This is a genomic window from Kitasatospora sp. NPDC049285 (assembly GCF_040678815.1).
In the GTDB taxonomy this organism is placed as follows: domain Bacteria; phylum Actinomycetota; class Actinomycetes; order Streptomycetales; family Streptomycetaceae; genus Kitasatospora.
Genome location: NZ_JBFAQR010000007.1, coordinates 78048 through 100755, shown reverse-complemented (window position 1 = coordinate 100755; position 22708 = coordinate 78048). Strand labels below are relative to the sequence as shown.

At 73.5% G+C, this 22708-nt stretch carries 19 protein-coding genes; 10 read left to right on the top strand and 9 right to left on the bottom strand.

What is annotated here, in order from left to right:
• Window positions 1–2: 2 nt before the first annotated feature.
• Together AB0K51_RS07440 and AB0K51_RS07435 are read right to left on the bottom strand one after the other, a co-directional pair.
• A complete protein-coding gene (locus AB0K51_RS07440) occupies window positions 3–1376 on the bottom strand; it encodes a hypothetical protein (protein ID WP_363451562.1) in 1374 nt (457 codons plus the stop codon).
• 112 nt (window positions 1377–1488) lie between these two features.
• On the bottom strand, window positions 1489–2352 hold the full coding sequence (locus AB0K51_RS07435; RefSeq protein ID WP_363451560.1) for a helix-turn-helix domain-containing protein: 864 nt from the start codon (window positions 2350–2352) through the stop codon (window positions 1489–1491).
• A gap of 168 nt (window positions 2353–2520) precedes the next feature.
• Between AB0K51_RS07435 and AB0K51_RS07430 the strand changes: the two genes are divergently transcribed.
• Window positions 2521–3585 (top strand): hypothetical protein, encoded by a 1065-nt coding sequence (locus AB0K51_RS07430; RefSeq protein ID WP_363451558.1) that lies wholly within the window; start codon window positions 2521–2523, stop codon window positions 3583–3585.
• A 19-nt stretch (window positions 3586–3604) separates the two neighbouring features.
• Here the strand turns inward: AB0K51_RS07430 and AB0K51_RS07425 are convergent, their stop codons facing one another.
• Window positions 3605–4384: a DeoR/GlpR family DNA-binding transcription regulator gene (locus AB0K51_RS07425; protein ID WP_363451556.1), complete on the bottom strand. Its 780-nt coding sequence runs from the start codon at window positions 4382–4384 to the stop codon at window positions 3605–3607.
• 162 nt (window positions 4385–4546) lie between these two features.
• Here AB0K51_RS07425 and galK point away from each other — a divergent pair, with 162 nt between their 5' ends.
• Window positions 4547–5692 (top strand): galactokinase, encoded by a 1146-nt coding sequence (gene galK, locus AB0K51_RS07420; protein ID WP_363451554.1) that lies wholly within the window; start codon window positions 4547–4549, stop codon window positions 5690–5692.
• 158 nt (window positions 5693–5850) lie between these two features.
• Here the strand turns inward: galK and galT are convergent, their stop codons facing one another.
• From galT to AB0K51_RS07405, 3 genes are all read right to left on the bottom strand, one after another.
• On the bottom strand, window positions 5851–6936 hold the full coding sequence (gene galT / locus AB0K51_RS07415; protein WP_363451552.1) for a galactose-1-phosphate uridylyltransferase: 1086 nt from the start codon (window positions 6934–6936) through the stop codon (window positions 5851–5853).
• Window positions 6937–7041: 105 nt separating this feature from the next.
• Window positions 7042–8685: a phosphoglucomutase (alpha-D-glucose-1,6-bisphosphate-dependent) gene (pgm, locus tag AB0K51_RS07410; RefSeq protein ID WP_363451550.1), complete on the bottom strand. Its 1644-nt coding sequence runs from the start codon at window positions 8683–8685 to the stop codon at window positions 7042–7044.
• 121 nt (window positions 8686–8806) lie between these two features.
• The gene (locus tag AB0K51_RS07405) at window positions 8807–9598 is read right to left on the bottom strand and encodes a LysR substrate-binding domain-containing protein (RefSeq protein WP_363451548.1); all 792 of its coding nucleotides are present in this window, start codon (window positions 9596–9598) and stop codon (window positions 8807–8809) included.
• A 57-nt stretch (window positions 9599–9655) separates the two neighbouring features.
• Here AB0K51_RS07405 and AB0K51_RS07400 point away from each other — a divergent pair, with 57 nt between their 5' ends.
• Together AB0K51_RS07400 and AB0K51_RS07395 are read left to right on the top strand one after the other, a co-directional pair.
• Window positions 9656–10042, top strand: a complete 387-nt coding sequence (locus AB0K51_RS07400; protein ID WP_363451546.1) for a DUF5997 family protein — start codon at window positions 9656–9658, stop codon at window positions 10040–10042.
• 146 nt (window positions 10043–10188) lie between these two features.
• The gene (locus AB0K51_RS07395; RefSeq protein ID WP_363451544.1) at window positions 10189–11751 is read left to right on the top strand and encodes an adenosine deaminase; all 1563 of its coding nucleotides are present in this window, start codon (window positions 10189–10191) and stop codon (window positions 11749–11751) included.
• A 35-nt stretch (window positions 11752–11786) separates the two neighbouring features.
• Here AB0K51_RS07395 and AB0K51_RS07390 read toward each other — a convergent pair whose 3' ends face one another.
• The 3 genes from AB0K51_RS07390 to AB0K51_RS07380 form a co-directional block, all read right to left on the bottom strand.
• Window positions 11787–13166 (bottom strand): FAD-dependent oxidoreductase, encoded by a 1380-nt coding sequence (locus AB0K51_RS07390; RefSeq protein ID WP_363451542.1) that lies wholly within the window; start codon window positions 13164–13166, stop codon window positions 11787–11789.
• A gap of 147 nt (window positions 13167–13313) precedes the next feature.
• Window positions 13314–14954 carry an amidohydrolase gene (locus AB0K51_RS07385; RefSeq protein ID WP_363451540.1) on the bottom strand — a complete coding sequence of 547 codons (1641 nt, stop codon included), beginning with the start codon at window positions 14952–14954 and terminating at the stop codon, window positions 13314–13316.
• Window positions 14955–15011: 57 nt separating this feature from the next.
• Window positions 15012–16442, bottom strand: coding sequence for an APC family permease (locus AB0K51_RS07380; RefSeq protein WP_363451747.1), 1431 nt, complete (start codon window positions 16440–16442; stop codon window positions 15012–15014).
• 239 nt (window positions 16443–16681) lie between these two features.
• Between AB0K51_RS07380 and AB0K51_RS07375 the strand changes: the two genes are divergently transcribed.
• From AB0K51_RS07375 to AB0K51_RS07350, 6 genes are all read left to right on the top strand, one after another.
• Entirely contained in the window at window positions 16682–17386 is a 705-nt protein-coding gene (locus AB0K51_RS07375) for a TetR/AcrR family transcriptional regulator (protein ID WP_363451538.1), read from the top strand.
• Window positions 17387–17526: 140 nt separating this feature from the next.
• Window positions 17527–17916, top strand: coding sequence for a VOC family protein (locus AB0K51_RS07370; protein WP_363451536.1), 390 nt, complete (start codon window positions 17527–17529; stop codon window positions 17914–17916).
• A 22-nt stretch (window positions 17917–17938) separates the two neighbouring features.
• Window positions 17939–18304 carry an STAS/SEC14 domain-containing protein gene (locus AB0K51_RS07365; RefSeq protein ID WP_363451534.1) on the top strand — a complete coding sequence of 122 codons (366 nt, stop codon included), beginning with the start codon at window positions 17939–17941 and terminating at the stop codon, window positions 18302–18304.
• A gap of 79 nt (window positions 18305–18383) precedes the next feature.
• A complete protein-coding gene (locus tag AB0K51_RS07360) occupies window positions 18384–19115 on the top strand; it encodes a hypothetical protein (RefSeq protein WP_363451532.1) in 732 nt (243 codons plus the stop codon).
• Between the two features lie 120 nt (window positions 19116–19235).
• Complete coding sequence (locus AB0K51_RS07355) at window positions 19236–20951, top strand: alpha-galactosidase (RefSeq protein WP_363451530.1); 1716 nt, start codon at window positions 19236–19238, stop codon at window positions 20949–20951.
• 169 nt (window positions 20952–21120) lie between these two features.
• Window positions 21121–22683 carry an MFS transporter gene (locus tag AB0K51_RS07350; RefSeq protein ID WP_363451528.1) on the top strand — a complete coding sequence of 521 codons (1563 nt, stop codon included), beginning with the start codon at window positions 21121–21123 and terminating at the stop codon, window positions 22681–22683.
• Window positions 22684–22708 lie beyond the last annotated feature (25 nt).

Here is a 22708-nt window from a genome sequence, read left to right as displayed (position 1 = left end):
GTTCAGAGCCACTCGGCGAGCGCCGCCCGGCCGGCCTTGCCCGAGTACGTGCCGGCGGAGCGGAGCAGCCCGGCCACCAGCGGGTCGGAGACGGCGACGCCGTGGACGAGTTCGGGGGTGCGACGGAACGCGGCGGGTCGGGCGGGTCGGCGCGGCGCCGTCCAGGCGGTGTCGACGGGGTCGACCCGGTGGCGGGCGCAGACGTCCTCGACCAGGGTCCGCGGACAGGTCCGCTCGCCGCGCAACACCTCCCACGGCAGCGGGAGTTCGGCCCAGACCAGGGTGTCGGGGTGCAGGCCGCCGCCGCTGCGCCGGTGCCAGGCGGCGACGTCGGCGGCCATCAGCCGGGGCACCTTGCCCGGGCAGTAGACGTCCAGCACGCGCTCCTCGCCGAGCTCGAAGACCAGCGCGAACCAGTGGTCGCGGGCGGTGTTCCAGCACTGCGCGGCCTGGTTCCAGGTGGAGGAGTCCTGCCCGCGCCGGACCACCATGGTGGCCCGTTCGATCGGCTGGCGGCGCCAGGCGGCCTCCAGCATCGCGGCCGCGTCCCGCAGCACGCCGTTCCAGCGCACCAGCAGCTGCTTGATCTCCGCGTCGCTGAGCCGGGCCAGCACCTCGGCGGTGGGGTGCACGTGCGCGAGGGCGTACCAGCAGGTCCGGTCGGGGTGTTCGCGCAGGCGCTCCAGCAGCGCCTCGCCGACCTCGTCGTGGACGCGGCGCTGCGGCCCGTTGGTGAAGACGCTGCGCTGGTGGCCGCGGGCGGTGCGGTAGGCGATGAAGGCGGCGGTGTCGGGGTCGGCGGCGAACAGGTCGTACGGCAGCCGGGCGGCGAGCGCGCCCTTGCCGGTGAGGGTGACCTCGCGGCGGCGCTGTTCGTGGATCAGCCGGACCAGTTTGGCCTCCAGCCGGAGCAGCAGCCGGAAGCGCTTGTTGTACCGGCGGGCGGAGAGGTCGCCGAGTCCGGCGGCGGCCCGCCCGGCCCGGTCCAGCCGGTCGAGCCCGAAGTCGTCCTGCCCGTCCTGCCGTCCGATCTGCCGGCCGGCCGCCCGGATCAGTTCGGCGATCCGCGCCGGGTCGTCGGCGGCCTCCGCCGGGATCTCCGGCAGCTCGGGGAACAGCTGGGCGGCGGCGGCGAGTTGACGGGCGGCGCCGACCGGTCGGGCGAACTCCTCGGACATCGACGTGTAGCCGTGCCAGAGGTTGCGCAGCGAGTACTCGGCCGCCTTGGCGAGCGCCCGCGCGGCGACCGGGTCGAGGGTGCCACCGAGGGCGGCGTGCAGGTCCCGGATCAGCTCCGCGACGTCCTCCGGGCGCTTGCGGCGTTCGAGCGTGGCGTGGAGTTCCCGGAGCACCCGGTCAGCGTCGGACACATGCATGCCCGCACCCTGGCACGACCAAGCGCCCCGGCTCCACGCCTTTTCGCAGCGCCGGCCCCGGGCCCTGAGCGCCGTCGCCGGCACCCGCCCACCCCGTAGGACCACGCCCCGCTCAGCCCGCGCTCCCCCTGAACTCCCCCGGCGTGCAGCCGACTTCGCGTCGGAAGAAGCGGCAGAAGTACGCCGGGTCCGAGAAGCCGGCCGCGGCCGCGACCTGGCGGACCGTCAGGTCGGTGGTCGCCAGCAGGCGCTTCGCCTCCAGGGTCTGCTGTTCGCGGATCAGCCGGGCCGGGGTGCGTCCGGTCGCCTCCTTCACCACCTCGTGCAGGTAACCGGCGGAGACCCCGAGTTCGCGGGCGAGGGCGAGCACCGAGCGGTCGGGGCGGGTGGCGTCGGCGATCATCCGGGTGAACCGGTCGACCAGCGGGCGGGCCGGCTTCGGCGGGGTGGCGGCCGGGTACTCGGCGCGGGCCGCCCGCAGGGCGCGGACCAGCAGGACGTGCAGCAGCGCCTGCAGGACGCCCGGCCGACCCTCCGCCGCGTAGCGGTACTCCTCGGTCAACTCGCGTAGCAGGTGCGAGAGTTCACGGTGCGGACGGGCGGCGAGGCGGTGGCCGGTGGCGGCGGCGAGCCCGCGCAGCAGGGCGATGTCCTCGGGCTGCCGGTGCAGGAAGTCCTCGTTGAAGAGCATCACCCAGCCGTCCAGCCCGCGCGCCCGCCCCCAGTGGTGCACCTGGCCGGGCAGGATCACGTACAGGTTCGGCGGCTGGATGACGTGCTCCGCCAGGTCGATGACGTGCACTCCGCTCCCCTCGGTCAGGTAGGCGACCTCGTAGAAGGAGTGGCGGTGCGGGAACCCCGCTCGGGAGAGCGGCCCGATCGAGTCGAAGGTCCCGGCGGCGAACGGGAGCAGCCCGGGGTCCGGAACCTCCAGGTCATGCAGTTCCAGCCCGGCGTACGGCGGTCGGAGCGTCACCGCAGCAGTGTGCGCGGCGTCCGGCCGAATCGTCCAGTGGTCCAGACCAGGCCGTGGCTGCCGGGCCCGCGGAAAACGATTTCACGGCCGACGCGGAGTCAGGACAGACTACGGGGTTGAGATCGAATGTCCGATCATCAGATCGACGCACCTGAAGGACGCCGCCGCATGACCGCTCCCGTCCCGCCCGACCACCCGCAGCCCGAGGAGACGCCGGCCCCCGCCAACCCGTGGGCCGTGCCGGCTCCGGTCCCCGCCGGAGCGACGTCCCAGGACGCGATCGGCGCGGCAGGCGGTCCCGCCGGTGCGACCGGCGGTCCTGCCGGAGCGCCACCGCAGGACGCGATCGGCGCCCCCGGTGCGGTCCCCGTTCCGCCGTACTGGCCCCCGTACCCGGTGCCGGCGCCGCTGCCGCGCAACTCCCAGGGCGTCGCGGCGATGGTGCTCGGCATCGTCGGCGCCTTCCTCAGCCTGGCCGTGATCCTGTTCTGGCTGGCCTGGCTCCCGGCGCTGCTGGCCGTGATCTTCGGCGCGGTCGGCCTGGGCTACGCCCGCAAGGGGCAGGCGACCAACCGCGGGATGGCGCTCACCGGCGTGATCCTGGGCGGCTTCGGCCTGCTGGTCTCGGTCGGCACCGGCGTGTTCGTCGCCGCGCAGGTGCACACCGCCGGCCAGGAGCGGGCCGCCGCCCGCAGCCGCGCCGACGAGCAGTGGGCGCAGCAGAAGGCGCAGTCGGACGCCGAGGCCAAGAAGGTCGAGGACGAGGCCAGGCGGCTGCAGGCCGAGCGCGACAGGAAGGCCGCGGAGCAGGCGGCGGACCAGAAGGCCCGGCGGCTGTCGATCGGCCAGTCCTACACCTATCCGGACGGCCTGAAGGTCACGCTGGCGCCGCTGGTGCCGTACACCCCGGACGAGACCGTCTTCAAGGCGCCGAAGAACGCGACCATCGTCCTGATGAAGATCACCGTGGTGAACACCGGGTCGAAGCAGCTCTCGCTGTACGGCTCGGGCTCGCCGTTCGTGCAGGACGCCAAGGGCACGCTGCTCTTCCCGGTGATCGACGGCAGCGACGGCATGAAGTTCCTCGCCGACTCGGTCGCCCCGGGCCAGGAGTCCACCCTCCAAGAGCCCTACGCGCTGCCGAACGGCACCTCGGACCCGTTCACCGTCCAGTTCACCTACGGCGCCGGGTCGGACCGCAAGGAAGTGATCTGGACCGGGTCCGACCACTGACCGGGAACGCGTAGCCCGGTCAGACCACCAGGAGTTCGCCGCACTGCTCGGTGAGCACGGTGCGGGCGTGCGGCGGCAGGCCCTGGTCGGTGATGAAGGTGTGCAGGTCGGCCAGGGCGGCGAAGCTGCTGAGGCCGACCACGCCCCACTTGGTGTGGTCGGCGACGGCGACGACCCGGCTGGCGGAGGCGATCAGGGCGCGGTTGGTCTGGGCCTCGGCCAGGTTGGGGGTGGTCAGGCCCGCGTGCTCGCTGACGCCGTGGGCGCCGATGATCAGCAGGTCGACGTGGAGCGAGCGGATGGCCTGGTCGGCGAGCGGGCCGACCAGCGCGGCGGACCGGGTGGGGGCCCCGCCGGTGAGCAGCAGGGCGGGAGCCTCCTCGCCGCGGGCGCGGACCAGTTCGGCGACCGGCAGCGAGTTGGTGACCACGGTCAGTCCGGTGACGTCCAGCAGCCGGGCGGCGACGGCGTACGCGGTGGTGCCGGCCGAGAGGGCGACCACGCTGCCGGGCTGCACCAGGGCGGCGGCGGCTTCGGCGAGCGCGGCCTTGGTGTCGGACTCCAGGCCCGACTTGGCCTCGAAGCCGGGCTCGTCGGCGCTGGCGGTGCGGGCGACCGCGCCGCCGTACACCTTCTGCACCGCGCCGGAGCGGGTCAGCGCGTCCAGGTCGCGGCGGATCGTCATGTCGGAGACGCCGAGCTGATCGACCAGTTCGGCGACCTTCACCGCGCCGTCCCGCCGCACCAGGTCGAGGATGAGCGCCCGCCGCTGCGCCGCGAGCAGTCCGCCGTCGGTCACCGTCTTCTCCGTCCGGAATCCTGCAGAAGCCAGCAGCATAGTGCCCGGGAACCGCACCGCACCCGACAGTACACATCTGTTCGTCTCTGGTGTGCTGTGTTTGAATATGTTGAAGTATTGCGCTCTACCCTTGTACCTGTCGCACGCCGCTGGAGCCGCCCGATGACCACCGATGCCGCCGCCGCCTTCACCGCCGTCTACGGCGACTCCCCCGAGGGCGTGTGGGCCGCGCCCGGCCGGATCAACCTGATCGGCGAGCACACCGACTACAACGAGGGCTTCGTCCTGCCCGCCGCCCTCCCGCACACCACCCGGGTCGCCGCCCGCCGCCGCGCCGACGGCCGGATCCGGCTGTACAGCGCCCAGGGCGACGGGCGGGTCACCGAGCTCGTGCTGGCCGACCTGGCGCCCGGCCCGGTCCCCGGCTGGGCGGCGTACCCGGCGGGCGTGTTCTGGGCGCTGGCGGAGGCCGGGCACCCGGTGGGCGGCGCCGACCTGGCCTTCGACTCCGACGTCCCGACCGGCGCCGGACTCTCCTCCTCCGCGGCCCTGGAGTGCGCCACCGCGATCGCCCTGGACGAGCTGTACGGCCTCGGCCTGGACGCCCCGGCCCGCGCGCTGATCGCCCAGCGCGCCGAGAACGCCTTCGTCGGGGTGCCCTGCGGCGCGCTCGACCAGATGGCCTCCAGCTGCTGCGTCGCGGGGCACGCCTACTTCCTCGACACCCGCGACCTGACCGGCCGTCAGGTCCCGCTCGACCTCCCGGCGGTGGGCCTGACCCTGCTGGTGATCGACACCCGGGTCAAGCACGACCTCGGCGACGGCGCCTACGCCGGTCTGCGGGCGGGCTGCGAGCGGGCCGCCGACCTGCTCGGCGTGCGGGCGCTGCGCGACGTCGAGGCCGCGGAGCTGGCGGCGGCCGAGGAGAAGCTGCCCGCCGAGCTGCGCCCACTGCTGCGGCACGTGGTGACGGAGGACCAGCGGGTCCTGGACACCATCCGGGCGCTGGACGCCGGCGATCCGCGCGCCCTCGGCCCGATCCTCACCGCGGGCCACGCCTCGCTGCGCGACGACTACCGGGTCTCCTGCGCGGAGACCGACCTGGCGGTGGCGGCCGCCAACGCCGCCGGCGCGCTGGGCGCCCGGATGATGGGCGGCGGCTTCGGCGGCTCGGTGCTCGCCCTGGTGGACACCGACCGGCTCGCCGCGGTGGCGGACGCCGTGCACGCCGCCTTCGCCGAGGCCGGGTACACCGCCCCGGTCACCTTCACCGCCACCCCCTCGCAGGGCGCCCACCGGGTCTCCTGAGCCGTCCGCCACCGAGAGCCGCCCGGCGCGCGAGGTCCGCGCCGGGCGGCTCTCGCACGTACGACCCCGGGTCGGCGCCTTCGGCGGTCCGGGCCCGGCACGCCGCAGGCCGCCCGGGGCGGGGGCGCCCCGAGCGGCCTGCGGCCCGAACCGGGCGGTTACAGCTCGCGCAGCGTCGCGGCGGCGGTCTCCGGGCGGATGTCGTTCATCACCGCGCCCATCCCGGACTCCGTACCGGCCAGGTACTTCAGCTTGGTGGCGGTCCGGCGCACCGTGAACAGCTCCAGGTGCAGCGCCAGTTCGGCCTCGGCCGGGCGCGGCGCCTGGTGCCAGGCGGCGATGTACGGGGCCGGCTCGGGGAAGAGCCGGTCGAAGCGGCGCAGCAGGTCGAGGTAGAGCCGCGGGAACTCGGCGCGCTCGTCCTCGGTCAGCGCGGTGAGGTCGGCGACCCGGCGGTTCGGGTAGAGGTGCACCTCGTACGGCCAGCGGGCGGCGAACGGGACGAACGCCGTCCAGTGCTCGCCGGCCAGCACCACCCGGGAGCCGGGCTCCCCGGCGGTGGCGCGCTCGGCCGCCAGCACGTCCTCGGAGAGGTTGCGCCCGGTGCTCGCCCGGTACTCCGCGGCGCGGGCGACGGCCTGGGCGGTGCGCGGCGTGGTGAACGGGAAGGCGTAGATCTGGCCGTGCGGGTGGCCGAGCGTCACGCCGATGTCGGCGCCGCGGTTCTCGAAGCAGTAGACCTGCCGGACGTCCGGGCGGGCGTACAGCTCGGCGGTGCGGTCGGTCCAGGCGTCCAGCACCAGGCGGGCCCGGTCCTCGGTGAGGTCGCCGAGGGAGGCGCCGTGGTCGGAGGTGAAGCAGACCACCTCGCACCGCCCGGCGCCGGGGCCGAGCGCGTACGGGCCTTCCTCCCAGGGGACGACGTGGGCGGCCGAGGAGGAGGCGAGCGACGGGAAGCGGTTCTCGAAGACCGCGACCTGGTAGTCGTCCGCCGGGATCTCGCTCAGCCGCCCGTCCCGCGAGGGGCAGAGCGGGCACTCGTCGGCCGGCGGGTGGTAGATCCGGCCCTGGCGGTGCGCGGCGATGGTCACCGGGTCGCCGGTGAACGGGTCGACGCGGATCTCGGAGGCGCTGTCCGCGGGATCGAGCGGCCGCCGGTCCACGGCGTCCCGGGACAGGCCCGGCTCGGCGTCGTAGTAGACCAGTTCCCGGCCGTCGGCCAGCTTGGTGACCGTCTTGTGCACCGCGGGACTCCTTCATGGTTCGACAACACGGCTCGACGACTCGCCGAGCTACATCAAACATCTTCGAACATCAAGGATCGCAATGCAACACCCATCGACACCGGACTACAGCTTGGCCAGCACCTCCCCGACCAGCGTGCGGGCCTCGTCCTGGACCCGGGTGAGGTGGTCGGCGCCCAGGAAGCTCTCGGCGTAGATCTTGTAGACGTCCTCGGTGCCGGACGGCCGGGCGGCGAACCAGGCGTTCTCGGTGCAGACCTTGAGGCCGCCGATCGCCGCGCCGTTGCCGGGGGCGTGGGTGAGGACGGCGGTGATCGGCTCGCCGGCCAGTTCGTCGGCGGTGACCTGCGAGGCGTCGAGCGCGGCCAGGGCGGCCTTCTGCGCGCGGTCGGCGGGGGCGTCGACCCGGGCGTACACGGGGTCGCCGTGCTCGGCGGTGAGGTCCCGGTAGTGCTCGGAGGGGGTGCGGCCGGTGACGGCGGTGATCTCGGAGGCCAGCAGGGCGAGCAGGATGCCGTCCTTGTCGGTGGTCCACGGCTGCCCGTCGCGGCGCAGGAAGGACGCCCCGGCGGACTCCTCGCCGCCGAAGGCGACGCTGCCGGTGAGCAGCCCGTCGACGAACCACTTGAAGCCGACCGGGACTTCGAGCAGCGGCCGACCGAGCCGGGCGGCCACCCGGTCGATCATCGAGGAGGACACCAGGGTCTTGCCGACGGCGGCGACGGCCGGCCAGCCGTCCCGGTGGCGGTACAGGTGGTCGATGGCGACGGCCAGGTAGTGGTTGGGGTTCATCAGCCCGCCGTCGGGGGTGACGATGCCGTGCCGGTCGGCGTCCGCGTCGTTGCCGGTGGCGAGCGCGAAGGCGTCCCGCCGCTCGATCAGCGAGGCCATCGCGTACGGGGAGGAGCAGTCCATCCGGATCTTGCCGTCCCAGTCCAGCGTCATGAACCGCCAGGTGGGGTCGGTCAGCGGGTTGACCACCGTGAGGTCGAGCCGGTGCGTCTCGGCGATCCGTCCCCAGTACGCGACCGCGGCGCCGCCGAGCGGGTCGGCGCCGATCCGCAGCCCGGAGGCGCGGACGGCGTCCAGGTCCAGGACGGCGGGCAGGTCGTCGACGTACGCGCCGAGGAAGTCGTAGCGGCCGGTGGTGACGGCGGCCAGCGCCCGGGTGTACGGAATCCGCCGGACGCCCGCGAGGCCGGCGGCCAGCAGTTCGTTGGCGCGGCGCTCGATCCAGCCGGTGGCGGTGGAGTCGGCCGGTCCGCCGTGCGGCGGGTTGTACTTGAAGCCGCCGTCGGCGGGCGGGTTGTGCGAGGGGGTCACCACGATGCCGTCGGCGAGGGCCGACGGGCGGGTGCGGTTGTGGGTGAGGATGGCGTGCGAGACGGCCGGGGTCGGGGTGTACCCGTCGGCGCTGTCCAGCAGCACCGTGACCTCGTTGGCGGCCAGCACCTCCAGCGTGGTGGCCCGGGCCGGCTCGGACAGCGCGTGGGTGTCGATGCCGAGGAACAGCGGCCCGGTGGTGCCCTGTTCGGCCCGGTAGTCGCAGATCGCCTGGGCGGTCGCGGCGATGTGGTCCTCGTTGAACGCCGTCCGCAGGGACGACCCCCGGTGCCCGGAGGTGCCGAACGCCACCCGCTGGGCGACCTCCGCCGGGGACGGGTGGAGCGTGTAGTACGCCGTCACCAACTGGGCGACGTCGATCAGGTCCTGCGGCTCGGCCGGCTGCCCGGCCCGTGCGTGCGCCATCGTGGCCATCCTCCTCGGTCGGTAGGGCAAGCATGCCCGTCGACCATGATGGGGGCCACACCGTCCCACCAGCCGGAAGCCCCTCCCGGCCGGACCCGACGGTTCGTCAACTCTCCCGGGCTCAGCCGCGCTTGCGGCCCTTCCTGGCCTGCGGCGGGCGCGCCGGGGTGCGCGCCCCGGTCTTCCTCTGCGGCGACTTCTGACCCGGCGCCGGCTTCTGGCCCTGCGCCGCCTTCGCCGCCTTCCTCGGCGGCTGCTTCTTCGCGTCGGCCTTCTTCGCGTCCGGCTGCCGGTCGGCGGCGGCCCGGCCGCGCGAGCTGTTGGCGGTGCGGCCGCGGACGATGCCGATGAACTCCTCCACCAGGTCGGTGGTGGCGGCCTCCGGCCAGGCCAGCGCCACCTGCGACTGCGGGACGTCCACCAGGGGCCGGTAGGTCAGGTCCCGCCGGTGGTGCAGCCGGGCCAGCGACTGCGGCACCGCGAGCACGCCGACGTTGGCCGCGACCAGCTCGATCGCGTCGCCGGTGGTCGCCGGGCGCTCGAACGCGGGACGGCCGGGCAGCTGCTCCCAGACCAGCGTGTCGTCCTGCGGATGGAAGACGACCTCCTCGGCGAGGTCGTCGACGGCGACCTCCTCCGCGGCGGCCAGCCAGTGGTCCTTGGGGAAGACCACCACCGTGGCCTCGGTGTACAGCGGGATCGCGCTCAGCACCGTCCGGTCCACCGGCAGCCGCACCAGTCCGGCGTCCGCACCGCCGCCGACCAGCAGGTCCGCGCCCTCCGCGGCGGTCGCCTGGAGCAGCTCCAGCGGCACGTCCGGCAAGCGCTCGGCCCACACCCGCAGCCACTTGGTGGGGGTCACCCCGGGGACGTACACGAGGCGGAAGGCGGCGGTCGGCTGGGTCTCTGTCACGCAGCCAGGCTACCCACCGTCACCGGGGTGGTCACGCTCTGCCTTACCCTTGAGCGCATGAACACGCCCAAGCCGAAGACCTCCCAGTCCATGAAGCCCGCGACCGCGGCCAAGAAGCTGGGGATCTACCTGGCGGCCACGCCCGAGGAGTTCCAGGCGGGCGTGGTGACCCGCGACCAGCTGAACGCCATGCAGGCCGAGCCGCCGGCCTGGCTCGCCGAGCTGCGCCGCACCGGTCCGCACCCGCGCCAGGTGGTCGCCGCCCGCCTCGGCGTCTCCGTCACCGGCCTGGCCCGCGCCGGGGTGACCGAGGCGCTCACCACCGAGCAGATCAACGCCCTGCGGGACGAGAACCCGGAGTGGCTGCAGCGCGAGCGCGCCACCCAGGCGGACGTCCGCAAGGAGAGCGAGCGGCAGAAGGAGAAGGAGAAGCGCGCCAAGTAGGCCCGCGCGCCGCAGGCGGGGCCTCGGCCCCGCCTCGGGACTGCCCCGGCCCTTCCCCGTACCCGCCCCGGGCATGCCACCCGTTCGGATGGTGTACCGACGACACGCGCGGGCAGCCGGAACGCCCATGCTGACGGACCGTCAGCATGGCGTTCATGATCTCGCTACGCCGAACCACCACGGCCGCCGTCGTCGCGTGCGCGGCACTGCTGCTCCCGCTGGCCCCCGCCCACGCCGAGGCGCAGACGCCCGGGTCCCGTCCGTCCGAGCCCGCCGTGGCCCGGAAGCTGGAGGCGATCCGCAACGACCCCGGGCGGCTCGGGGCGTTCCTGCGGGAGCTGCCGAAGGGCGCTGACCTGCACAACCACCTCTCGGGCGCGGTCTCCACCGAGCTGCTGATCCAGCTGGCGGCGGACGACGGGCTCTGCATCGACTCCGCCACCTACACCTCGATGACCGGCCCCTGCCCGGCCACCGCCCGGCCCGCCCAGGACGCGATCGACGACCAGGGGTTCCGCACCGCGGTGATCCGGGCCTGGTCGATGCAGGACTTCACCCCCGGCCCGGAGTCCGGCCACGACCACTTCTTCGCCACCTTCGGGAAGTTCGGCGAGGCCAGCTGGCGCCACCCGGGCCGGATGCTGGCCGAGGTGACCGACACCATGGCGGCCCAGCACCAGAGCTACCTGGAGACCATGATCACCCCGGCCTCGGTCGGCGTGGCGGCGCTGGCCGCGAAGGTCGGCTTCGACCCGGACTTCGCGGCGCTGCGCGGCAAGCTGCTGGCGGACGGCCAGGTCCAGGCGCTGGTGGACTCGGCCCGCAGCGACCTGGACCAGGGGCTCGCCGAATACCAGGGCACCGAGCAGTGCGGCACGGCCGGGGCCCGCCCCGGCTGCGCGGTCACGGTGCGGATCATCTCGCAGGCCTCCCGGGCGTCCACCCCGGCGCGGGTCTTCGCCCAGCTGCTGCTGGGCATGGAACTGGCCTCCCAGGACGAGCGCTTCGTCGCGGTGAACCTGGTCCAGCCCGAGGACTACCAGTCCTCGCTGGACAACTACCGGCTCCAGATGCAGATGCTGGACTTCCTGCACCCGCTCTACCCGAAGGCGCACATCAGCCTGCACGCGGGCGAGCTGGTCCCCGGCCTGGTCAAGCCGGAGGACCTGCGCTTCCACATCCGCGAGGCGGTCACCACCGGGCACGCCGAGCGGATCGGGCACGGCGTCGACGTGGTGCACGAGGACGACTCGGCGGACCTGCTGCGCACCCTCGCGGAGCGCAAGGTCCTGATCGAGGTGCCGCTGACCAGCAACGCCCAGATCCTCCAGGTCTCCGGCCCGGACCACCCGTTCCCGCTCTACCGCAAGTACGGCGTCCCGACCGCGCTGTCCACCGACGACCCGGGCGTCGAGCGGATCGACATCACCCACGAGTACGTCCGGGCCACCCAGCAGTACGGCCTCTCCTACCGCGACCTCAAGGACCTGGCCCGCACCTCCCTCGAGTACGGCTTCGCCGCCGGCCGCAGCCTCTGGCGCGACCGCGACGGCTTCCAGCCCGTCCCCGAGTGCTCCGGCCGCCCGCTGGGCACCGAGCCCTCCCCCAGGTGCCGCGCACTGCTGGCCGCGAGCCCCAAGGCGGCGCTGGAGTGGCAGCAGGAACGCGACTTCCGCACCTTCGAAGCCTCGGTCCTGCACCGCCCCTGACCCCCTGATGGCCCGGCGTCGTCCAAGAAGAAGCGTTAGTGGCGGCCCGAGATGCGGTCGGCGAGGGTGGCCAGGGCGGAGGTGGTGGTGGTCTCCCGTCGGTCGGCGTGGCGGTAGACGGAGTAGAGGGTGTGGACGCCGAGGTAGCGGAGCGGTTCGGGCTCCCAGCGGCGGACGCGGTGGGAGACCCAGGGCAGGGTGGTGAGGTCGGTGTCGCCGGTGCGGCCGAGGTCGCGGAGCACCAGGTCGCGCAGGGTCCGGCCGGCCAGGTTGGTGGTGGCCACACCGCTGCCGACGTAGCCGCCCGCCCAGCCGAGGCCGCTCGCCGGGTCGAGGTCGACGGTGGCGCACCAGTCGCGGGGCACCCCGAGCACCCCCGACCAGGCGTGGTCGATCCGGGCGTCGGCCGCCGCGGGGAACATCCGGCCCAGGACGGCCCGCAGTTGACCGACCGTCGCGTCCGGGGTCCGCCCGTCCTGGTCGATCCGCGAGCCGTAGCGGTACGGGTGGCCGCGGCCGCCGAGTGCGATCCGGTCGTCGGCGGTGCGCTGCGCGTACATGTAGGCGTGCGCCTCGTCGCCGAGCACCTCGCGGCCGTCCCAGCCGATCGCGTCCCACACTTCGGCCGGCAGCGGCTCGGTGGCGATCATCGAGGAGTTCATCGGCAGCCAGGCGCGCTTGTGCCCGCGCAGCTCGGCGGTGAACCCCTCGGTGCAGCGCAGCACGTGGCGGGCCCGCACCGTGCCGTCCGGGGTGACGGCCCGTCCGCTCGCCAACTCCGTGACGGGCGTGGACTCGTGGACCTTCACGCCGAGCCGCTCCACGGCCGCCGCCAGCCCGAGCACCAGCTTCGCCGGGTGGACGCGCGCGCCGTGCCGGCTCCAGGTCGAGCCCAACGCGCCCTGCACGTGGAGCCGTTCGGCGGTCTGCGCGGCGTCCAGGTACTGCACGTCGTCCGCGCCGAAGGCCGTCTCGTGCTCGAACGCCGCTTGCAGCCTGCCCAGTTGGGCCTCGCTGGTGGCCACGGTGAGCACCCCGCCCTGGTGCGCGTCGCAGTCGATGCCCTCCGCCGCGGCCGCCCGCAGGGTCTCGGCGACCGTGTCGTTCATCGCCAGCTGCAGCCGCCGGGCCGCCGCCACCCCGTGCAGCCGGGCGTAGCGCTCCCGCCCCGCGATGCCGTTGTACAGCCACCCGCCGTTTCGACCGGACGCCCCGTATCCGCAGAACTCCCGTTCCAGCAGCACGATTTCGAGCTCCGGCGCGGCCTTCTTCAGGTAGTACGCGGTCCACAGCCCGGTGTACCCGCCCCCGACCACGCAGACGTCCGCCGCGACGTCCCCGGTAAGCGCCGGTCGCCGCGCCGGCAGTCCGTCGGCCGCGTACCAGAAGGAGACGCCGCCGTTGACGGTAGCCATGCCGTACCTGCTTCCGGGGATGTGGGGTCCGTACGCCCACGGACGCTAACCGCGCCCTCCCCCACCCGGCAACGAACACCCTGTCAGGCCGCCCGGCACCGTCCTGACACCCTGCCGGACCGGGCGGTTACCACTTCGCCGCGGCGGCTACTCGGTGACGTGCACGGCCCGGCCGCCGACGTAGGTGCGCAGGACCTGGGTGGCGGCGATCTCGTCGGTGGGGGCGGCGAAGGGGTCGCGGTCGAGGACGACGAGGTCGGCGAGGTGGCCGGGGCGGAGGATGCCGGTGTCGTCGAGGTGGTTGAGGTGGGCGGTGCCGGCGGTGTAGGCGGCGAGGGCGGTGGCCAGGTCGAGGCGCTGTTCGGGGAGGAAGACGGGGGTGTCGGGGGCGGCGCCGGGTTCGCGGCGGTTGACGGCGACGTGGATGCCTTCGAGCGGGACGGGACTGGAGACCGGCCAGTCGCTGCCGGCGGCCAGGGTGGCCCCGCTGCGCAGCAGGTCGCCGAACGGGTACTGCCAGGCGGCGCGTTCGGGCCCGAGGAAGGGGATGGTGAGCTCGTCCATCTGCGGCTCGTGCGCGGCCCACAGCGGCTGGATGTTGGCGATCGCGCCGAGTGCGGCGAACCGCGCCACGTCGTCGGGGTGGACCACCTGCAGGTGTGCCAGGTGGTGCCGGGTGTCCCGCCGGCCGTTCGCCGCGCGGGCGGCCTCGATCGCGTCGAGGGCCTCGCGGACGGCGCGGTCGCCGAGCGCGTGGAAGTGCACCTGGAAGCCGAGCGCGTCGAGTGCGGTGACGTGCGAGCGCAGCGCGACCGGGTCGACGAAGCTGAGGCCGCTGTTGCCGGTGGCGCAGCCGCAGCCGTCCAGGTAGGGGCTGGTGAGGGCAGCGGTGAAGTTCTCCGCGATGCCGTCCTGCATGATCTTCACCGATCCGGCGCGGAACCGTCCGTGGCTCGACGTCGCGCGGCGCTCGACGAGTTCGGGGATCTGCTCGGCGCCGCGCTCGCGGTCCCACCAGAGTGCGCCGACCACCCGGGCGGTCAGCGTGCCGTCCTCGGCGGCGGTCCGGTAGGCGTCGGACGGGTCGGGATGGCCGCCGAACTCGCCGAGCAGCGCGTCCTGCCAGGCGGTGATGCCCATCGAGTGCAGCAGCGCCTGCGCGCGCAGCAGTCCGGCGAGGCGGTCGGCGGCGGTGGTGTCGGGGGTGTGCCGACCGACCAGGCCGACCGCGCCCTCCTGCAGCATGCCGCTGGGGGTGCCGTCCGGCTCGCGTTCGATCCGGCCGTCGGCGGGGTCGGGGGTGTCGCGGGTGAGTCCGGCGAGTTCCAGCGCGCGGGTGTTGGCCCAGGCGCCGTGGTGGTCGCGGTTGGCCAGCAGCACCGGCCGGTCCGGTACCACCCGGTCGAGCAACTGCCGGGTGGGCAGGCCGCCTTCGAAGCTCTCCAGGGACCAGCCGCCGCCGGTGATCCAGGCCCGGTCCGGGTTGGCGGCGGCGTACCCGGCGATCCGCTCCAGGTACTCGGCGACCCCGACGGTGCCGGTCAGGTCGCACTCGGCCATCTCGACGCCGCCGTACACCGCGTGGACGTGCGCGTCCTGGAAGCCGGCGATCAGCAGCTTGCCGTGCAGGTCCACGACCTCGGTGCGCGGGCCGATCAACTCCCGTACCTCGTCGTGGCCCACCGCGACGATCCGCTCGCCGGAGACGGCCAGGCTGGTGGCCCGGGTCCGCGCGCTGTCGCCGGTGTGGATCGGTCCTCCGGTGAGGACCAGGTCGGCGTGGGTCATGGGTGGTGCTCCGATTTCTCTTCCGGGTACGGGAGTTGACTGACGGTCAGGTGGATGTCAGGCGGCGGTGGGGGCCGGTTCGCCGGTGAAGTACGCCGAGCGGCGGCGGAACCGCGACCACGCGGCGGCGACGAGTCCGCTGCCGATCATCAGCACCGGCACGGACAGCTCGAACCAGCCGTTGTCGGCGGCGAGTTCGAAGTGGTCGGTGGAGTCGTAGAAGGTCCAGGCGAGGTAGCCGCCGACCAGCAGCAGCACCGCCGCGCCGAGCAGCGGCGCGACCACCGCCTTCAGCCCCTCGGCGAGGTCCTCGCGCAGCAGGTGGCGGAAGCGCACCGCGGAGGCGATCGCGGTGAGCGCGTAGTACAGCGCGACCACGATGCCGATCGCGTTGACGGTGGCCGAGATCAGCTCGGTGACGGTCGGGATCACCAGCGAGAGCGCCGCCAGCAGCAGCGAGATGCCGGTGATCAGCCAGGTGCCGACGGCGGGGGTGCGGTGGCGCGGGTGGAGCCGGGTCCACACCGGGCCGAGGGTGCCGTCCCGGCCCATCGCGTAGGTGCCGCGGGCGGTGGGGATCACCGAGGCCTGCAGCGAGGCGGCGGCGGAGAACATCAGGGCGACCAACGGCAGTGCGGCCAGCGGCTGGTGGGCGAGGCGGTCGGCGAAGTACGCCAGTCCGCTGGCCCCGTTGTCGGCCAACTCGTCCATCGGCAGCACCCGTTGGAAGGCGGTGCCGGCGAACAGGAACAGCCCGAGCATCATCAGCAGGGACCAGAAGCCGCCCCGGGAGGCGTCCTTCGGGTCGTGCACCTCCTCGCCGACGCTGAACACCGACTCGAAGCCCCAGTAGCAGAAGACCGCCAGCACCATGCCCTGGGCCAGCGCCGCCAACGACGGGATGGCGAACGGGTCGTACCAGTCGAGCGAGAACGGCTGGTCGCCGGCGAACAGGCCGTAGCCGCAGAACGCCAGCAGGACCGCGTACTCGAAGATCAGCAGGTACTTCTGCAGCGCCGCCGCCAGGTCCAGGCCGCGCACCGCGACGACGGTGGCGGTCAGCAGCACCAGCATGCCGATCAGGGTGGCCTGGAAGCTGGAGTCCGCGTCCAGTGCCAGCCCGCCGACCGAGTGCAGCCCGGCCTTGCCGAGCAGTTGGATGATCGCCGAGCCGGTGACCGTGGTGGTGTACGCCATGAACACCACGGTGGTCAGGATGTTCACCCAGCCGGTGAGGAAGCCCAGCCACGGGTTGAGCGCCCGGCCCACCCAGCGGTAGCTGCTGCCCGCGTCCGGGTCGTCACGGCCGAGCCGGCCGTAGCCGGCGGCGATGCCGAGCACCGGCAGGAACGCCAGCAGCATGATGGCCGGCAGGTGCAGGCCGACCACGCCCGCCATCAGGCCCAGGCCGATGCCGATGCTGGTGGTGGCCGCGGTACTGGACGCGGCGATCACCACCACGCCGCCGACGCCGACCGTCCTGCGCATCGCGGCCGCCGAGCCGCCGTCCGGGACCGGGCCCCGGTCCTTGACCGTCCTAGCCAATGGATCACCGCCGAGATCTGTCGTGGGGGAGGGCGCGCACACGCGACGGGCGCGCCGACATGGGGGTGTCCGCACCCGGAGCGTTCACGCTCCGGCCGAGGTCGGGCCGACTCCGGGTGGAGGTTGAGATGAAACCGTCCGGCACTTCACACGTCAATGGCGTTGTCGTAAGCTCGGCGGCCATGACCGACCGCGTCGTTCCCGAACCCGAGCGCCGCCGGCGGCGCCCCACCAAGCAGGGCACCGTCCTGTCCGAGCAGGTCATCGTCGAGACGGCGCTGCGCCTGGTCGGCCAGCACGGCGCCCAGGCGTTCAGCGTCCGCCGGCTCGGCGCCGCGCTCGGCGCCGACCCGAGCGCGATCTACCGCTACTTCCGCAGCGCCGACGACCTGCTGCTCGCCGTCGCCGACGAGCTCATCGGCCTCGGCCTGCGGGGCTGGCAGCCGACCGGCGAGTGGCGCGCGGACCTGCGCGAGGTCGGCCTGCGGATCCGCGCCTGCTACCAGGCGCACCCGCAGGCCGCGGTCCTCGCCGCGTACCGCACCACCGGCCGGGCCAACGAGATCCGGGCGATCGAGACCATGCTCGGCATCCTGCGCGACGCCGGCTTCCCCGACACCGAGGCCGTCCCGCTCTACCACGCCTTCATCGACCAGGCGTTGGGCTTCGCCGTCCTGGACTCGGCGGTATTCGCCCTGCCCGCCGCCGCCCAGCAGGCCGACCTCGCGGTCTGGAACACCGCCTACCGCGGCCTCTCCCCCGACACCCACCCGCACATCGCCGCCACCGTCCACCTGCTCGCCGCCGACATGCCGCGCAGCGCCTACCCGCTCGCCCTCGACCTGCTCCTCGACGCCGTCGCCGCCCGGCTCCCCGCCGCCCCCTGAGCCGCCCGAACCACCCCTGTGCCGTGAGCTGCCCGAACGACCGCTGTGCCCCGGCAGGTCGGTGCTTGCCCGGGGCGGGCCCGTGCCGGACGATGGCCGGGGCCGGGCGTGCCGGCTCCGCGAAGCCCGGAGGGCAGTCCATGAGGATCCACGTCACCAGCGTCTTCGTCGACGACCAGGAGCAGGCGCTGCGCTTCTACGCGGACGTGCTGGGCTTCGTGAAGAAGCGCGACATCCCGCTCGGCGGCGGCGCCCGCTGGCTGACCGTGGTCTCGCCCGAGCAGCCGGACGGGACGGAGCTGCTGCTGGAGCCGTCCGGCCACCGGGCGGTGCCGCCGTACAAGTCGGCGCTGGTCGAGGACGGCATCCCGGCCGCCTCGTTCGCGGTGGACGACGTGAAGGCCGAGTTCGAGCGCCTGCGCGGCCTCGGCGTGGCCTTCACCCAGGAGCCGCTCGCCATGGGCCCGGTGACCACCGCCGTCTTCGACGACACCTGCGGCAACCTGATCCAGATCGTCCAGACCCCGTAGCCCCGACACCCGGAGCCGTCCGATGATCAAGCAGCTGAGCGACCTGCCCGCCGGTGTGGTGGGCTTCGAGACCGGCGAGGGCACGCTGCGCGCCGAGGACTACCGCGACGTGGTGCTGCCCGCGATGGAGGAGGCCGCCGCGAAGGGCGAGATCCGGTTCGTGATCGTGATCCCCGAGTTCGACGGCCTCTCCGGCGGCGCCCTCTGGCAGGACCTCAAGGTCGGCGTCGAGCACCTCCGTTCGTGGAAGCGGATCGCCCTGGTCACCGACATCGCCTGGATGACCCACCTCACCTCGCTGTTCGGCTGGATGAGCCCCGGCGAGACCAGGGTCTTCCCGCTCGCCCGACGCACCGAGGCCATCACCTGGGCCGCCGCCACCTCCTGACCCGCCGTCACCCGGCCGACCGGCGCCCTTCGCACAAATGGCCGTGCCCCGCGCCGTCGGCGTCCGGTACGGTCCCCGGGTGATCGACACTCCGGGACTCCCCGACGCGACCTGGTGGGGCATCGTCCGCGAACGGACCACCGCGTGCTGGTGGCAACTCCTGCTGGTGAACCTGGGCCTCGCGGTCGCCCACCTGGTCGCCATGACGGCCACGAGGTTCCTCGGCTACAACCTGACCGAGATCCTCGTGCAGGACGGTGTCGGCGCCCTGCTCGGGGCGCTGGCCTGGTGGGTGCAGCTGTCCGTCCTGACCGGTGCCCGTCCCGACCCGCGCCGGATCGCCCCGCTGACGCTCTGGCTCCTGCTGTGCAACCCGCAGACGCTGCAGGACGTCGCCTGGCTGTGGTCCCCGGCCACTCTCCTCGACCCCACGGACCTGCCCGTCGCCCTGCTGATCGCCGCCGTCGGCATCTACCTCACCGCGGTCGGCCTGCTGCTCCCCCTGCCCGCCTTCCTGGAGGGCCGCGGCCCGGTCCGCACGGTCCGCCTGCTCCACTCCGGCTGGCCCACCGCCCTGCGGCTCGCCGCCCTGACCTTCGGCACCATGGCCTTCCGGTCGGCCTTCCTGCAGTTCTACTCCACCGCCGCCGGCGAGCCGTACGTGCTGCTGCTCAACCTGGTCGCGCTCCCGGTCTCCGCCGTGACGGCCGTCCTGCTCTACGCCACCTACCGCCGCGCCGTCACGCCCGTCGACCGGTACGTCGGCACCGGTTCGCTGCCCGATCCGGTCGTGAGCCGCGAGATGGGCTGACGCCACCTCAGGTACCGGTGGCGCGACGAACCCGGCTCGGCGATCTTGACCGGCGGGCCGATCCCGAGTTGTCTGTGGCCGAACGATATTTGATCCCGTGTCAGTCGGCAGGAGTCGCAGATGCCTCATTCCCCCACCCGGACCCGCGGCGGGCGGGCCGCCGTCGCGGCGTTCGCCGTCCTCGCGCTCGGCGCGGTCCTGGGCGCTCCCCAGGCGTCAGCGGCGTCGCCCGCCGTGGCACCCGTCGTGGCGGCCACGCCGCCGATGGGGTGGAACACCTGGAACACCTTCGGCTGCGACATCAGCGAGGACCTGATCAAGCAGGCCGCCGACGCGCTGGTCGGCTCAGGCATGAAGGCCGCCGGCTACCAGTACGTGGTCGTCGACGACTGCTGGATGGAGCCCACCCGCGACGCGGCCGGCAACCTGCGGGGCAGCACCACGCGGTTCCCGCACGGCATGAAGGCGCTCGGCGACTACATCCACGGCAAGGGCCTGAAGTTCGGCATCTACGAGGTACCGACCGACCTGACCTGTGCCCAGCGCCCCGGCCACTACCCGGGGGCGACCGGCAGCCTGGGGCACGAGCAGCAGGACGCGAACACCTTCGCCTCCTGGGGAGTCGACTACCTGAAGTACGACTGGTGCTCGCCGGACGGCGATCTCGCCTACCAGCAGCAGCGGTTCACCGTGATGCGGGACGCGCTGCGGGCCACCGGACGGCCGATCGTCTACAGCATCAACCCGAACTCGTACCACGACGAGAAGACCGGCGCCGCGTTCAACTGGGGCGGCATCGCCAACCTCTGGCGCACCACCGAGGACATCGGCACCTTCTGGAACACCGGCAACACCAACAGCTACCCGATGGGCGTGCGCAACATCCTCGCCCTCAACGGGCAGCCCGCGATCGCCGACCAGGCCGGCCCCGGGCACTGGAACGACCCCGACATGCTGGAGGTCGGCGTCGGCACCGGCCTGAGCAACGACGAGGCCCGCGCGCACTTCAGCCTCTGGGCGCTGATGGGTGCTCCGCTGCTCGCGGGCAACGACCTCCGCTCGATGACCGCGCCGACCAACGCCATCCTCACCGACCCCGACGTGATCGCGGTCGACCAGGACCCGCTCGGCGACGGCGGCCGCCGGGCCGCCGACGACTCCGGCCTCCAGATGTGGGTCAAGCGCCTGGCCGACGGCGACCGCGCGGTGGCGCTGTTCAACGACACCGGCGTGGCCGCGACCATCGGCACCACGGCGGCGGCCGCCGGCATCGGCGGCGCCGACTCGTACACGATCAAGGACCTGTGGTCCAAGGCGGTCACCACGAACGCCACCGGTGTGGTCCGCGCCGCCGTCCCGCCGCACGCGGCGGCCCTGTACCGGATCACCCCCTCCGGCACCGCCCCCGCCGCCCCCGTGGTCTCCGGCGGCGTCTACCGGATCACCGCCGCCGGCCAGGCGGTGGACGACCCGAACTTCGCCACCGCCGCGGGCACGCCGCTGATCGGATGGCACGTCAACGGCGGCGACAACCAGAAGTGGACGCTCACCGCCAACGGCGACGGCACCTGGGCGGTGCGCAACCTCTCCTCCGGCCTATGCGCCGACGTCAGCTGGGTCTCCGTCAGCCCCGGCGCCGCCGTCGTCCAGTGGACCTGCACCGGCGCCGTCAACCAGCGCTGGATCATCACGCCCAGCGGCAGTGGCTACGCGCTGACCTCCGCCAACAGCGGCCTGGTCCTCACCGCGGCCTCCACCGCGGACAACGCGCCGCTGACCCAGCAGGCCGACACCTCGTCCACCACCCAGAGCTGGACCTTCACCCGACTGAGCTGAGCCACCCGATCACCGCGGTATCCGACCCCGGGGGTTCACGCTCCGCGTCCGCTTCGTTCCCGCAGGTCACGGCCGGTGCTCGAGTCGCGACCGGGACCTCGTCTCACTACGGTGATCAAGACGTCTGCCTTCGTGCCCGCCCCGGCGGCGGGACCGTCTGGAGGTCAGCATGGATCGCTCATCCGAGTGGAACGAAGCGGACACCGCGGTCGGACCGGCCGCCCCGGGGCCCGCCGGAGCCGTCCGGCCCGTGGACGGGGCCGCCCAGCCCGTGGACATCGCGGCGAGCGGCGGCAAGCACGAGCACCGCTGGTGGATCCTCGCCGTCATCGGCATCGCCCAGCTGATGGTGGTGCTGGACGCGACGATCGTGAACATCGCGCTGCCCTCCGCCCAGCAGGACCTCGGCTTCTCCGACGCCAACCGGCAGTGGATCGTCACCGCCTACGCGCTCGCCTTCGGCAGCCTGCTGCTGCTCGGCGGCCGGATCGCCGACCTGGTGGGCCGCAAGGCGGTGTTCATCATCGGTCTGATCGGCTTCGCCGGCGCCTCGGCGCTGGGCGGTGCGGCGACCAGCTTCACCATGCTGGTCGCCGCCCGCGCGCTGCAGGGCGCGTTCGGCGCGCTGCTCGCCCCGGCGGCCCTGTCGCTGCTGACCACCACCTTCCGGGACGGCCGGGAACGGTCGAAGGCGTTCGGCATCTACGGCGCCATCGCGGGCGCGGGCGGCGCGGTGGGCCTGCTGCTCGGCGGCGTGCTCACCGAGTACCTGAACTGGCGCTGGTGCCTGTACGTCAACCTGGCCTTCGCGGCGCTCGCCATCGTCGGCGGCATGCGGCTGCTGCACGGCGGACGCCCCGCCGAGCGGCCGAAGCTCGACATCCCGGGCACGCTGCTCGCCTGCGCCGGGCTGTTCTGCATCGTCTACGGCTTCAGCAACGCCGAGTCGCACACCTGGGGCGACGTGCAGACCTGGGGCTTCCTGGCGGCCGGCGGCGTGCTGCTGGTCCTGTTCGTCTGGTGGCAGACCCGCGCCGAGCACCCGCTGCTGCCGCTGCGGGTGGTCCTGGACCGGGACCGCGGCGCGTCGTTCGCCGGCATCTTCATCTCCGGCGCCGGCATCTTCGGCGTCTTCCTCTTCCTGACCTACTACCTCCAGCAGATCCTCGGCTACAGCCCGGTGACCACCGGCCTGGCCTTCCTGCCGATGGTCGCCGCGATGGTGGTCTCCTCGGTCGTCACCACCAACGTGCTGCTCCCCCGCTACGGCGGGAAGCCGATCGTGCCGACCGGCATGGCACTGGCCGGCGCCTCCATGGTCTGGCTCACCTTCCTGGACCTGAACAGCAGCTACGCGCTGCACGTGATGCCGCCGCTGGTGGTGGCCGGCATCGGGTTCGGCTTCATCTTCGCCCCCGGCATGAACCTGGCCACCGCGGGCATCGCGCCCCGGGACGCCGGCGTCGGCTCCGCGATGGTCAACACCAGCCAGCAGGTGGGCGGTTCGATCGGCACCTCGCTGCTCAACACGCTCGCCACCACCGCCGCCGCGAACTACCTGGTCGGCAAGGAGCCGACCCCGCAGGCGCAGGCGCAGGCCGCGATCCACAGCTACTCCACCGCCTACTGGTGGTCGGCGGCCATCTTCGGCGTCGGCCTGGTGGCCACCCTGGTCCTCTACCGTCCCGGACCGCCCGCCGCCCACAGCAGCGACGAACCCGTCGCGCTCTGAACGAGACGCCCCCACACCCGAGCCG